Raw genomic sequence first — 13,261 nt, 5'->3', positions numbered from 1 at the left:
TTGGGGCTAATCGCAGGGCTGAGTGGTATGACGGGTGAGCAAAGGAAATCGTTCAGCGACTGCTGACTGAAATACGGCCTCCATGTGGAATGCCGTCAAAATGTGGGAGGGGGCTTGCCCCCGATGGCGGTGGTTCAGCCAATTCATTTTTGACTGACACTCCGCTATCGGGAGCAAGCCCCCTCCCACAGGGTTTTGTGTGATTTTTAAGACCGGCGCTATTTTTGCGCCCCATCATCATGCTGCAGATTCGCCTGCGTAATATTCGCCCCCGCCGGCACACTGCGGGTCAGCCACACATTGCCGCCAATGGTCGAACCCTTGCCGATGGTGATGCGCCCGAGGATCGTCGCCCCGGCATAGATCACCACGTCGTCCTCGACAATCGGGTGGCGCGCATGGCCCTTCTGCAGTTGCCCATCTTCATCCGCCGGGAAGCGCTTGGCCCCCAAGGTGACGGCCTGATAGATGCGCACCCGCTCGCCGATGATTGCGGTTTCGCCGATCACCACGCCCGTGCCGTGGTCGATGAAGAAGCTCGGGCCGATCTGCGCGCCGGGGTGGATATCGATGCCGGTGGCCGAGTGGGCGATTTCCGCGCTGATCCGTGCCAGCAGCGGCAAGCCGGCGCGGTACAGATGGTGGGCCAGGCGATGGTGAATCACCGCGAGGATCCCCGGGTAGCACAGCAGCACTTCATCCACGCTGCGTGCGGCCGGGTCGCCGTGGTAGGCGGCGAGCACGTCGGTGTCCAACAGGCTGCGCAAGGACGGCAAGGCCAGGGCGAAATCCTGGATCAGCCGGATGGCATGGGCGTCGATCTGGCTGTCATCCTCGCCGCCCTGGCGCGCGGCATAGCGCAATTCCAGGCGCGCCTGGGCCAGCAAGGCATTCAGGGCGACATCGAGGGTATGGCCGACGTAGAAATCTTCACTTTCTTCACGCAAGTCCGCAGGCCCCAGGCGCATCGGAAACAGCGCACCGCAGAGGGACTCGAGAATCTGGGCAACGGCTTCACGGGACGGCAATTCGCGGCCGCCATGCTCGCCGCTCAAGCGGCCATTGCGTGTTCGCCACTGGTCACGGGCGCTGCGCAGTTGGCTGACGATGGTCTGTAATTGCCAATGGCTGGAACGCTCACTCACGGTATTCACTCCTGACGTAATGGCCATCACTTTACGGTATCCACCCTGGCCGCCCTTAAGAACCAATGGTGTGATGCTAAGAACCATCAGGCATAAGCGATTGGCGGTTGCCCGATGAAAAGTGCCTGCCTATAGTCGCTCCATCCCTTAACCACCGTGCGTAGCCATGATTAAGCAACAGCTCGACCGTTTTAACCGCCTGGAACTGCTCGGCGGCGCCACCGCCCTGGAAAAACTCGAACGGCTGTCGACCTGGTTGGGACGCGACATCTACGTCAAGCGCGACGACACCACGCCGCTGGCCATGGGCGGCAACAAGCTGCGCAAACTCGAATACCTGGCAGCCGATGCCATCTCCCAGGGCGCCGACACCCTGGTGACCGCCGGCGCGATCCAATCCAACCACGTACGCCAGACCGCCGCCCTCGCCGCCAGGCTCGGCCTGGGCTGCGTCGCCCTGCTGGAAAACCCCACCGGCACCGAAGACCCCAACTACCTGGGCAACGGCAACCGCCTGCTGCTGGAGTTGTTCGACGCCAAGGTAGAGTTGGTGGAAAACCTCGACAACGTCGACGACCAACTCAACGCCCTTGCCGATCGCCTGCGCAGCAACGGCAAGAAGCCGTACCTGGTGCCCATCGGCGGCTCCAATGCCCTCGGCGCCCTCGGTTATGTGCGCGCCGGCCTGGAGCTGGCCGCACAGATCGAAGACAGCGGGATCGAATTCGCCGCCGTGGTGCTGGCCTCCGGCAGCGCCGGTACCCACAGCGGCCTGGCCCTGGCCTTGAGTGAAGTGCTGCCGCAGTTGCCTGTGATCGGCATCACCGTATCGCGCACCGAAGAAGCGCAGTTCCCGAAAGTCCAGAGCCTGGCCGAACGCACGGCCGAGTTGCTCGGCGTGGGCATCCCCGACGCGTTCAAGGTGATCCTGTGGGACGAATATTTCGGCCCCCGTTATGGTGAACCGAACGCCGGCACCCTGTCGGCGGTCAAGCTATTGGCGAGCCAGGAAGGCCTGCTGCTGGACCCGGTCTACACTGGCAAGGCCATGGCCGGCTTGCTGGACGGTATCGGGCGTCAGCGTTTTGAAGACGGGCCGATTATTTTCCTGCATACCGGCGGGGCACCGGCGTTGTTTGCCTATGACTCGATTTTCAACTGAATAAATGCGGGCTAAATGTGGGAGGGGGCTTGTCCCTCCCACATTAGACTCGCCAAGTATTCCTAAATAGAATATTAAATAAGATTTATATTATTTTCAAGTCTTAAAACCCGGCTTTATCATCGCGCCGCAGGCGAAGACGCGCTACGCGCTTTAAGGCAGGATACGACTACCGCGTCACCTGCTTCGCTCAACATAAAAAACACAGGGGCTCTTCATGACTATTTCTGTATTGCGTCGCACGTTGCTGGTTGGCACTTTGGGTCTGGCTCTCGGCGCCGGTTGGCTGGGCCAGGCGGTTGCCGGCGAGCAACTGGGCAACATCAAAAAGGCCGGCGAGATCAAAATCGGCCTGGAAGGCACCTACCCGCCGTTCAGCTTCGTCGATGAAAGCGGCAAGCTCAGCGGCTTCGAAGTCGAGCTGTCCGAGGCCCTGGCCAAAGAGCTGGGCGTGAAGGTCAAGCTGCAAGCCACGCCATGGGACGGCATCCTCGCCGCCCTGGAATCCAAGCGCCTGGATGCGGTGGTCAACCAAGTCACCATCTCCGAAGAGCGCAAGAAGAAGTACGATTTCTCCACGCCTTACACCGTGTCCGGTATCCAGGCGCTGGTGCTGAAAAAGAACGTCGACACCATCAAGACCGCCGACGACCTGGCCGGCAAGAAAGTCGGGGTAGGCCTGGGCACCAACTACGAACAATGGCTCAAGGACAACCAACCCAAAGCCATTATCAAGACCTATAACGATGACCCGACCAAGTTCCAGGACCTGCGCATCGGCCGTATCGACGCCATCCTGATCGACCGCCTGGCCGCCCTGGAATACGCCAAGAAGGCCCCGGACACCGCCGCTGCCGGCGACGCCTTCTCCCGCCAGGAAGCCGGTATCGCCCTGCGCAAAGGCGAGCCCGAGCTGCTGGAAGCGGTGAACAAGGCCCTCGACAAGCTGCGCGCCGACGGCACCTTGAAGAAGCTGTCCGAGAAGTACTTCAACGCTGACGTCACTCAATAATGGAAGCAGGTTTCCAACTCGCGCTGGACTCCGCGCCCTTTCTGCTCAAGGGCGCGTATTACACGGTGATTCTCAGCCTTGGCGGGATGTTTTTCGGCTTGCTGCTGGGCTTCGGCCTGGCCTTGATGCGGCTGTCGCGCTTCAAGCTGCTGAGCTGGACAGCCCGCGTCTACGTGTCGTTCTTTCGCGGCACGCCCTTGCTGGTACAGCTGTTTTTGATCTACTACGGCTTGCCGCAAGTGGGCATCGAGCTGGATCCGATCCCGGCCGCCATGATCGGCTTTTCGCTGAACATGGCCGCCTACGCCTGTGAAATCCTGCGGGCCGCCATCGCCTCCATCGAGCGTGGCCAATGGGAAGCCGCCGCCAGTATCGGCATGACCCGTGCGCAGACCCTGCGCCGGGCCATCCTGCCGCAGGCAATGCGCACCGCCCTGCCACCGTTGGGCAACAGCTTTATTTCGCTGGTCAAGGACACCGCGCTGGCCGCCACCATCCAGGTGCCAGAACTGTTCCGCCAGGCTCAACTGGTGTCTGCGCGTACCTTCGAAATTTTCACCATGTACCTGTCCGCCGCCCTGATCTACTGGGTGCTGGCCAGCATCCTGGCGCATTTCCAAAACCGCCTGGAAGACCGGGTCAACCGGCATGACCTGGAGTCTTGAAGCATGATCGTGGTTGAAAAACTGACCAAACAATTCAACGGTCAGGTGGTACTCAACGGCATCGACCTGGAGGTCAAGGAAGGCGAAGTCGTCGCCATCATCGGCCCCAGCGGTTCCGGCAAAACCACCTTCCTGCGCTGCCTGAATTTCCTCGAAGAACCCACCAGCGGCCGGATCAAGGTGGGCGACATCCAGATCGACGGCAGCAAACCGCTCAACCAGCAACAAGGCCTGGTGCGGCGCCTGCGCCAGCACGTGGGTTTTGTGTTCCAGAACTTCAACCTGTTCCCCCACCGCACAGCACTGGAAAACGTCATCGAAGGGCCGACCGTGGTCAAGAAGATGCCGCGTGAAGAAGCTATCGCCTTGGGGCGCAAGTTGCTGGCGAGGGTCGGCCTGGCGGGCAAGGAAGACGCCTACCCACGGCGCCTGTCCGGCGGCCAGCAACAGCGCGTGGCAATTGCCCGCGCGCTGGCCATGGAACCGGAGGTGATCCTGTTCGACGAACCCACCTCGGCGCTGGACCCGGAGCTGGTGGGCGAAGTGCTGGCGACCATCCGCAGCCTCGCCGAAGAAAACCGCACCATGGTCATCGTTACCCACGAAATGAGCTTTGCCCGCGATGTGGCCAACCGGGTGATCTTCTTCGACAAGGGCGTGATCGTGGAGCAAGGCGAAGCCAAGGCGTTGTTCGCCAACCCCAAGGAAGAACGCACCCGGCAGTTCCTGAGCAAGTTCCTCGCCCACTGATGTGGCGAGGGAGCTTGCTCCCTCACCACACAATCGGCTCCTACAGGAAATCCTCGCCATCCACGCGTAAACCCGCCGTCTCCCCGATCCAAAAATCCCCTGTCCAGTCAGACCTTTCTGAATCTGCTCCAACCCGCCGTTTAGCCTTTTGCCGCCATTGACGCTCCTTGGCCAACCCTCTTATCTAGCGTCCAGAGGATTGGATCCTATCCCGGCTACTCACTGAATCGTTCCTTTCAGCCCACCTGCGCACCCGCGCCGCGGGGCTGGAACGATTGCTGCTGGCTGCATCAAGGAGATTACTTATGACGCGCACTGCAACCCCGGCCCTGCTCACGGCCCCCACCTTGCCCCAGGCTAACCGGCACGGCATCAACGCACTGGCGGCCAGTCAACTGCAGGTGGACATCGCGCCTTACCCCGGCATGGATGAGGGCGACCTGATCGAACTGTTCTGGAACAACTGCTTCGCCGCCTCACGCAGGGTGAGCGCGTGCAAGGTCGGCTCGCCGACCCATCTGCGGGTGCCGGAAAGTTTTGTGCTGGACGGCCCGGCCCAGGTGCATTACCAGGTCATGCAAGTCGGTCGTGCACCTGCCCGCTCGGCCGTGAAAGGTGTGTGTGTAAAGACCCGATACCCCGGCGGCCAGCCCTCCCCCCTGTACAGCGACGAAAACCACAACCTCGCCCCCGTCGGTTTGCCCGAGACCATCCGTCGCTACGGCGTCAACGGTCGCCAGGTACGACGGGGTATTCCGCTGACCATCGCGCCTTACCTGAACATGGCCACGGGCGATGCCATCACCCTGCGCTGGGGAGATGTACGCATGGACCTGCCCAGGATCCAGGCCAAAGCCGTCGGGGTGGTCGTGCAGGTGTGGGTGCCTTCGACGGTGATTGTCGAGGCAGGTGACGACAGCCGCCTGGAGGTGACGTACTGCATTCTCGATCGTGTCGGCAACAATTCGCGCTGGGCGCCCACGCGTACGTTGCGCATTGCCGCCTGCGCGCCGAGCCAGCCGGCCGGGACCGCGCGGGCCTACCAACCACGGCCCCTCGGCTCACCCTGTGAACCGGGGTGACAGACCTTCTATGCATATTCCCAAAAGTTAGTTTATTTAAATATTTAACACGCTTAGGGTATATGCACCGGACCACCGGACATCTCTGATTTTTCTGTTTTTATTTCATTGAATGCGAGGTCGGTATGGTCAGAATTACCCCGGTGCATAACGCCAGGGCATTACGTGCAGCCAAGGAGCGGCGCTGATGTCTAACTTGGCTCTAACACCCCCCCAGAGTGATCTGGACGTTGCTCCCCTGCTGTTGCCGGCCACCGTGCTGCGCAACGATGCAGAGGCGCTTAAGGCTGCCCACGAGCTGGCCCAGGCCGCGCGCCTGCACGCCGCCCAGCGTGACCAGCAACGCAAGCTGCCGTGGGCGCAGATCGAACAATTCACCCGCAGTGGGCTGGGCAGTATTTCCATCCCCCGCGAATACGGCGGCCCACAAGTCTCATTCGTGACCCTGGCCGAAGTCTTCGCGATCATCAGCGCGGCAGACCCCGCCCTCGGGCAGATCCCGCAGAATCATTTCGGCATCCTGCAGGTGTTGCAGGGCGCCGCCACAGAGCGCCAGAAAGAGCAGCTGTTCCAGAGCGTCCTCGACGGCTGGCGCATCGGCAATGGCGGCCCGGAACGCGGCACCAGGAACACCCTGGAGCTCAAGGCGCGCATCACCGCCCAAGGCGACGGTTACGTGATCAGCGGCCAGAAGTTCTATTCAACCGGCGCACTGTTTGCCCATTGGGTGGCGGTGAAGGCGCTGAACGACGATGGCAGGCAGGTCATGGCGTTTGTACGCCGTGGCACCGCAGGGCTGCGCATCGTGGATGACTGGTCGGGCTTCGGCCAACGCACCACCGCCAGCGGCACCGTGCTGCTGGACCGCGTGCCCGTGGACGCCGAACTGGTCGTAGAGAACTGGCGCATCGGCGAAAGCCCGACTATCCAGGGCGCCGTTTCGCAACTGATCCAGGCCGCCATCGACGCCGGCATCGCCCGTGGCGCGCTGGATGACACCATCGCCTTTGTGCGTGAGCGTTCGCGCCCGTGGATCGACGCCAAGGTCGAGCGTGCCAGCGATGACCTCTACGTGATCGCCGATATCGGCAAGCTGAAGATCGAACTGCACGCCGCCGAGGCGCTGTTGCGCAAGGCCGGGCAAGTGCTGGACCAGGTCAGCGCCGCGCCGATCACCGCACAGTCCGCCGCGCGTGCGTCGATTGCCGTGGCCGAAGCGAAGGTGCTCACCACAGAAGTGTCGTTGCTGGTCAGCGAAAAGCTCTTCGAACTGGCCGGCAGCCGCGCCACCCTCGCCGAATTCAACCTCGACCGTCACTGGCGCAACGCCCGGGTGCACACCCTGCACGACCCGGTGCGCTGGAAGTATCACGCCGTCGGCGCCTATCGCTTGAACGGCACGTTGCCGGCTCGCCATTCCTGGATTTAACCGACCAGACCTCTGGAGAAACTCATGACCTTTTCTCACCGTGTCGCGGTTATCACCAGCGACGAACAGGCCCTTATTGTCGCCAGCGACCTGGCCGAAGACTTGCGCCGCGACAGCGCCCAGCGCGACCGCGAACGCCGCCTGCCGCTGCCCGAACTGGACGTGTTCTCGCGCTCCGGCCTGTGGGGCATCAGTGTGCCCAAGGCATTTGGCGGCGCCGGGGTGTCCAACGTCACCCTGGCCAAGGTCATTGCCCTGATCGCCCAGGCGGATGCCTCCCTGGGCCAGATTCCGCAAAACCATTTCTATGCCCTCGAAGTGCTGCGCGTGAATGGCAGCCCTGAACAGCAACAACGCCTGTACGCCGAAGTACTCGCCGGCCAGCGTTTCGGCAACGCCCTGGCGGAACTGGGCACAAGGACCGCCCATGATCGCGTCACCAAGATCACCCGCGACGGCGACGGCTTCCGCATCACCGGCCGCAAGTTCTACGCCACCGGCGCGATCTATGCCCAGCGCATTCCTACCTCGGTGGTGGATGAACACGGCATCCAGCAACTGGCCTTCGTGCCCCACGACAGCGAAGGCCTGACGGTCATCGACGACTGGAGCGGCTTCGGCCAGCGCACCACCGGCAGCGGCTCGGTGGTGTTCGATAACGTGTGGGTCGCTGCCCACGACGTGATCCCGTTCCAGAGCGCTTTCGAGCGCCCGACCACGGTCGGCCCGCTGGCGCAGATTCTTCACGCCGCCATCGACACCGGCATCGCCCGCGCCGCCTTTGAAGATGCGCTGCACTTTGTGCGCACCAAGACCCGCCCGTGGATCGACTCCGGCAACGACAAGGCCACCGAAGACCCGCTGACCCTGAAGAGCTTCGGCCACCTGAGCATTCGCCTGCACGCCGCTGAAGCCTTGCTGGAGCGTTCGGGTGAATACCTCGACCGCGCCCAGGCCGACAGCAATGCAGAGACCGTGGCGGCGGCGTCCATCGCCGTCGCTGAAGTCCGCGCCTTGAGCACCGAGATTTCCCTGGCCGCCGGCAGCACCCTGTTCGAGCTGGCCGGCAGCCAGGCCACCCTCGCCGAGCACGGCCTCGACCGCCACTGGCGCAACGCCCGCGTGCACACCCTGCACGACCCGGTGCGCTGGAAGTACCACGCGGTGGGCAATTACTACCTCAACGCTGAAAACCCGCCACTGCGGGGGACCATTTGATGGCAAAGAAAAAGATCCTGCTCAATGCCTTCAACATGAACTGCATCGGGCATATCAACCACGGCATGTGGACCCATCCACGGGACACGTCCACCCAGTACAAAAGCATCGAGTACTGGACCGACCTCGCACAAACCCTGGAGCGCGGGCTGTTCGACGGTTTGTTCATCGCCGATATCGTCGGCGTGTATGACGTGTACCAGAACTCCATCGATGTACCGCTCAAGGAGTCGATCCAGCTGCCGGTCAATGACCCGCTGCTGCTGGTTTCGGCGATGGCCGCCGTGACCAAAAACCTCGGCTTCGGCCTCACCGCCAACCTCACCTATGAGCCGCCGTATCTGTTCGCCCGGCGCATGTCCACGCTCGACCACCTGAGCCGTGGCCGGGTGGGCTGGAACATCGTCACCGGCTACCTCGACAGCGCCGCCAAGGCCATGGGCCTCACCGAACAGGTCGAGCATGACCGGCGCTACGACCAGGCCGATGAATACCTGGAAGTGCTCTACAAACTCTGGGAAGGCAGCTGGGAAGACGACGCGGTGCTCAACGATCCGCAGGCGCGGGTCTATGCGCAGCCGGGCAAGGTGCACAAGGTCGAGCACCATGGCGAGTTCTACCAGGTGGAGGGTTATCACCTGTGCGAGCCGTCGCCGCAGCGTACGCCGGTCCTGTTCCAGGCCGGCAGTTCGGACCGTGGATTGCTGTTTGCCGGGCGCCATGCCGAGTGCGTATTCATCAGCGGGCAGAACAAGGCCGCGACCAAGGTGCAGGTGGACAAGGTGCGCGCCAGCGCGGTCGAGGCCGGGCGCAACCCGGATGACATCAAGGTGTTCATGGGGTTGAACGTGATCGTCGGCGCCACCGAAGAACTGGCCTGGGCCAAGCATGCCGAGTACCTGAGCTATGCCAGCGCGGAGGCCGGCGTCGCGCACTTTTCGGCGTCCACCGCGATTGATTTTTCCCAATACGAAATCGACGAACCGATCCAGTACGTGAAGAGCAACGCGATCCAGTCGGCCACCAAGAACCTGCAGAACAACGACTGGACCCGACGCAAGCTGCTCGAACAGCACGCCCTCGGCGGGCGCTATATCACCCTGGTCGGCTCCCCCGAACAGGTCGCTGACGAGCTGGAATCCTGGATCAGCGAAACCGGGCTGGATGGCTTCAACCTCACGCGCATTGTCACGCCGGAAAGCTATGTGGACTTTATCGATCTGGTGGTGCCGGAGTTGCAACGACGGGGCTCGTACAAGACCGCTTATGAGACCGGCACGCTGCGCGAAAAAGTCTTCCACGCCAGTGCTCGCTTACCCGAACAACACACCGGCTCGACCTACCGCCACTGAACAAAAAAGGTGGGAGGGGGCTTGCTCCCGATAGCGGTGTATCAGTCACCACATTTGCCAACTGAACCACTGCTATCGGGGGCAAGCCCCCTCCCACATTGGATCTGCATTGTTTGCCCTAATACCTTATGACTGGAAATCCACTATGAAAAAGACATTCCTCAATAACCCAGTCAAAGCACTGGCCCTGGCCTTCGGGTTGTTCAGCTCGGCGGTGTTCGCTGCCGATGCACCGTTGAAAATCGGCACCACCGCCGCCTTCGCGATTCCCCTGGAAGCCGCCGTCGCCGAAGCCGGCAAGCAAGGCTTGAAGGTCGAGCTGGTGGAGTTCACAGACTGGATCGCGCCCAATGTCAGCCTGGCCGCCGGCGATATTGACGTGAACTACTTCCAGCACATCCCGTTCCTGGAAAACGCCAAGGCCGCCGCCGGTTTTGACCTGGTGCCGTACGCGCCGGGCATCATCAACAACGTCGGGCTGTACTCGAAGAAATACAAAAGCATCAACGACCTGCCCCAGGGCGCCAGCGTGGCGATTGCTAACGACCCGATCAACAGCGGTCGCGGCCTGCAACTGCTGGCCAAGGCCGGCTTGATCACCCTCAAGCCGGGCGTGGGCTACAAGGCTACCGAAGAAGACATCGTCAGCAACCCGAAGAAGATCAAGATCCTGCAAGTCGAGGCCGTGCAACTGGTGCGCGCCTATGACGACGCGGACCTGGTGCAGGGCTACCCGGCCTACATCCGCCTGTCCAAGACCTTCGATGCCGAGTCGGCGCTGCTGTTCGACGGCCTCGACCACCCGGAATACGTGATCCAGTTCGTGATCCAGCCAAAAAGCAAAACCGACCCGCGCGTGATCAAGTTCGTCGACATCTACCAGCACTCGCCGGTGGTGCGTGCCGCCCTGGATAAATCCCTCGGCAAGCTCTACCAAGTCGGTTGGGAAGATAAAAAATGACCGCCGCCCACGCTCGACTGCGCGACCTGGGCTCACCGCCCAGGGACGCCGAACAGACAGAACTGCATCCGGACCTGAACCGCGCGCACGTGCGCTTTATCAACCTGGGCAAGACCTACGACGGCGGCGTGCATGCCTTGCAAGGCATCGACCTGGCGATCCAGCGCGGTGAAGTGTTCGGCATTATCGGCCGCAGCGGCGCCGGCAAATCCTCGCTGATCCGCACCATCAACCGTCTGGAACACCCCAGCAGCGGGCGCGTGCTGATCGATCAGGTGGACATCGGCGACTTCGACGAAGACCACCTGGTGGCGCTGCGCCGGCGTATCGGCATGATCTTCCAGCACTTCAACCTGATGTCGGCCAAGACCGTGTGGCAGAACGTCGAATTGCCGCTGAAAGTCGCCGGCGTGCCCAAGCCCCAGCGTGAGCAAAAAGTGCGCGAGCTGCTGGAATTAGTCGGCTTGCAGGACAAGCACAAGGCCTACCCGGCGCAGCTGTCCGGCGGGCAGAAACAGCGCGTGGGCATCGCCCGTTCGCTGGTGCACGACCCGCAGATCCTGCTGTGCGACGAAGCCACCTCGGCCCTCGACCCGGAGACCACCCAATCGATCCTCGGCCTGTTGCGCGAGATCAACCGGCGCCTGGGCCTGACCATCGTCTTGATCACCCACGAGATGGCGGTGATCCGCGACATCTGCGACCGCGTGGTGGTGCTGGAACACGGGCGCATCGTCGAGCAAGGCCCGGTGTGGCAAGTGTTCGGCAACCCGCAACATGAGGTCAGCCAGACCCTGCTGGCGCCGCTGCAACATGGGCTGCCGGAAGAACTGCAAAGCCGTTTGCACCCCCAGCCTGAGTCGCCGGACGCCGCCGTGGTGCTGCGCTTGCAGTTCACCGGCAGTGCCAGCGATGAACCGGACCTGGCCGCGCTGTTCAGCGCCCTCGGCGGGCGGGTGCGTCTGCTGCAGGGCGGTGTCGAACGGATCCAGGGGCATGCCTTGGGGCAACTGCTGCTGGCGGTGAATGGCTCACCCCATAACAGCGAAGAACTGCGCAACCGCGCCGCGAACTGGGCACAACAGGTGGAGGTGCTGGGCTATGTGGTTTGATCGTTTAGTGCAAGGCGCCATCGACACCTTGTTGATGGTCGGCGTGTCGTCGTTGATCGCCTTGCTGGTGGGGATTCCGCTGGCGGTGTTTCTGGTGACCAGTGACAAGGGCGGCATCTACCAGGCGCCGACGCTGAACCGGGTGCTGGGGGCGTTCGTCAATCTGTTCCGCTCGATTCCGTTTTTGATCCTGATGGTGGCGTTGATCCCGTTCACGCGGCTGATCGTCGGCACCACCTATGGGGTGTGGGCGGCGGTCGTCCCGCTGACCATCGCCGCCACACCGTTTTTTGCGCGGATCGCCGAAGTGAGTCTGCGCGAGGTCGACCACGGCCTGATCGAAGCCGCCCAGGCCATGGGTTGCCGGCGCTGGCACATCATCTGGCATGTGCTGCTGCCCGAAGCGCTGCCGGGGATCGTCGGCGGGTTCACCATCACCCTGGTGACCATGATCAACTCGTCGGCCATGGCCGGGGCGATCGGGGCCGGTGGCTTGGGCGACATTGCCTATCGCTACGGCTACCAGCGTTTCGATACGCAGATCATGCTTACGGTGATTGTGCTGCTGGTGATCCTGGTGGCGGTGATTCAACTCGGCGGCGATCGCCTGGCGCGAGTGCTGAACAAGAGGTGAGGTATAGTCGGGCCCTCTCAGTGCCCGGTATTCATCACCATGCCCCTCAAGCCCGACGACCTCGACCAGATCACGTCCACCACCCTCGGCCACTACAACAAGGTGGCCGAGGACTTCCGTGAAGGCACCCGCGATCACGATGTGAGCCAGAACATCGACGCGCTGCTGCGGCATATCCAGAGCACGCCGCCCTTTACCGTGCTGGATTTCGGCTGCGGGCCGGGGCGGGATTTGCAGACCTTTACGCTCCTGGGGCATATCGCCGTCGGCCTGGATGGCTCCGAGCGGTTTGCGCAAATGGCGCGCGAAGACAGCGGCTGTGAGGTGTTGCAGCAGGACTTCCTCAAGCTGGATCTGCCCGCCGAACGCTTTGACGGGATCTTTGCCAATGCGGTGCTGTTTCATATCCCCAAGCAGGAATTGCCCCGTGTGCTCAAGCAACTGCATGGGGCGCTGAAGCCCGGCGGTGTGCTGTTCAGTTCCAATCCACGGGGTGAGAACCAGGAAGGCTGGAACGGGCCGCGCTATGGTTCCTATCACGACTTGAACGCGTGGCAGGCATTGCTGACGACGGCGGGGTTTGAAGAGTTGGAGCATTACTACCGGCCGGCGGGATTGCCTCGGGATCAGCAGCCTTGGTTGGCCAGCGTTTGGCGCAAGGCTTAAGTCTGGGCAAGCCCATTCCCACATTTGAAATGCATTCCCCTGTGGGAGGGGGCTTGCCCCCGATGACGGACTG

13 protein-coding genes are annotated in these 13,261 nt (G+C 62.3%); 12 read left to right on the top strand and 1 reads right to left on the bottom strand.

What is annotated here, in order from left to right; genetic code table 11:
• Positions 1 to 218: 218 nt before the first annotated feature.
• Positions 219 to 1,145, bottom strand: coding sequence for a serine O-acetyltransferase EpsC (gene epsC, locus AC07OT_RS23230; protein ID WP_027607830.1), 927 nt, complete (start codon positions 1,143 to 1,145; stop codon positions 219 to 221).
• A gap of 166 nt (positions 1,146 to 1,311) precedes the next feature.
• Here epsC and AC07OT_RS23225 point away from each other — a divergent pair, with 166 nt between their 5' ends.
• The 12 genes from AC07OT_RS23225 (at position 1,312) to AC07OT_RS23170 (ending at position 13,188) form a co-directional block, all read left to right on the top strand.
• Positions 1,312 to 2,307, top strand: a complete 996-nt coding sequence (locus tag AC07OT_RS23225; protein WP_495109133.1) for a D-cysteine desulfhydrase — start codon at positions 1,312 to 1,314, stop codon at positions 2,305 to 2,307.
• A 217-nt stretch (positions 2,308 to 2,524) separates the two neighbouring features.
• Positions 2,525 to 3,319 carry a cystine ABC transporter substrate-binding protein gene (gene tcyJ / locus AC07OT_RS23220; protein ID WP_027607832.1) on the top strand — a complete coding sequence of 265 codons (795 nt, stop codon included), beginning with the start codon at positions 2,525 to 2,527 and terminating at the stop codon, positions 3,317 to 3,319.
• Positions 3,319 to 3,984: a cystine ABC transporter permease gene (gene tcyL, locus AC07OT_RS23215; RefSeq protein WP_032884921.1), complete on the top strand. Its 666-nt coding sequence runs from the start codon at positions 3,319 to 3,321 to the stop codon at positions 3,982 to 3,984. The genes tcyJ and tcyL overlap by 1 nt, the downstream gene beginning before the upstream one ends.
• A 3-nt stretch (positions 3,985 to 3,987) precedes the next feature.
• Complete coding sequence (tcyN, locus tag AC07OT_RS23210; RefSeq protein ID WP_053140245.1) at positions 3,988 to 4,734, top strand: L-cystine ABC transporter ATP-binding protein TcyN; 747 nt, start codon at positions 3,988 to 3,990, stop codon at positions 4,732 to 4,734.
• 305 nt (positions 4,735 to 5,039) lie between these two features.
• Positions 5,040 to 5,816: a hypothetical protein gene (locus AC07OT_RS23205; protein ID WP_495109132.1), complete on the top strand. Its 777-nt coding sequence runs from the start codon at positions 5,040 to 5,042 to the stop codon at positions 5,814 to 5,816.
• Positions 5,817 to 6,003: 187 nt separating this feature from the next.
• Entirely contained in the window at positions 6,004 to 7,245 is a 1,242-nt protein-coding gene (locus AC07OT_RS23200; RefSeq protein WP_115487856.1) for an SfnB family sulfur acquisition oxidoreductase, read from the top strand.
• Positions 7,246 to 7,269: 24 nt separating this feature from the next.
• Entirely contained in the window at positions 7,270 to 8,463 is a 1,194-nt protein-coding gene (locus AC07OT_RS23195) for an SfnB family sulfur acquisition oxidoreductase (RefSeq protein ID WP_495109131.1), read from the top strand.
• Positions 8,463 to 9,815, top strand: a complete 1,353-nt coding sequence (locus AC07OT_RS23190; protein ID WP_141156470.1) for an LLM class flavin-dependent oxidoreductase — start codon at positions 8,463 to 8,465, stop codon at positions 9,813 to 9,815. The genes AC07OT_RS23195 and AC07OT_RS23190 overlap by 1 nt, the downstream gene beginning before the upstream one ends.
• Positions 9,816 to 9,960: 145 nt before the next feature.
• Positions 9,961 to 10,776 (top strand): MetQ/NlpA family ABC transporter substrate-binding protein, encoded by an 816-nt coding sequence (locus tag AC07OT_RS23185; RefSeq protein WP_092489306.1) that lies wholly within the window; start codon positions 9,961 to 9,963, stop codon positions 10,774 to 10,776.
• The gene (locus AC07OT_RS23180) at positions 10,773 to 11,888 is read left to right on the top strand and encodes a methionine ABC transporter ATP-binding protein (RefSeq protein WP_495109130.1); all 1,116 of its coding nucleotides are present in this window, start codon (positions 10,773 to 10,775) and stop codon (positions 11,886 to 11,888) included. Before AC07OT_RS23185 ends, AC07OT_RS23180 begins: the two co-directional genes overlap by 4 nt.
• On the top strand, positions 11,878 to 12,522 hold the full coding sequence (locus AC07OT_RS23175) for a methionine ABC transporter permease (RefSeq protein ID WP_027607841.1): 645 nt from the start codon (positions 11,878 to 11,880) through the stop codon (positions 12,520 to 12,522). The genes AC07OT_RS23180 and AC07OT_RS23175 overlap by 11 nt, the downstream gene beginning before the upstream one ends.
• A 39-nt stretch (positions 12,523 to 12,561) precedes the next feature.
• The gene (locus tag AC07OT_RS23170) at positions 12,562 to 13,188 is read left to right on the top strand and encodes a class I SAM-dependent methyltransferase (RefSeq protein ID WP_495109129.1); all 627 of its coding nucleotides are present in this window, start codon (positions 12,562 to 12,564) and stop codon (positions 13,186 to 13,188) included.
• The last annotated feature ends 73 nt before the right edge of the window (positions 13,189 to 13,261 follow it).

It is taken from the genome of Pseudomonas sp. GW821-FHT09C10 (assembly GCF_059418085.1).
Note: the sequence above shows the minus strand (reverse complement) of the source record. Positions and strands in the feature narration are given on the sequence as shown.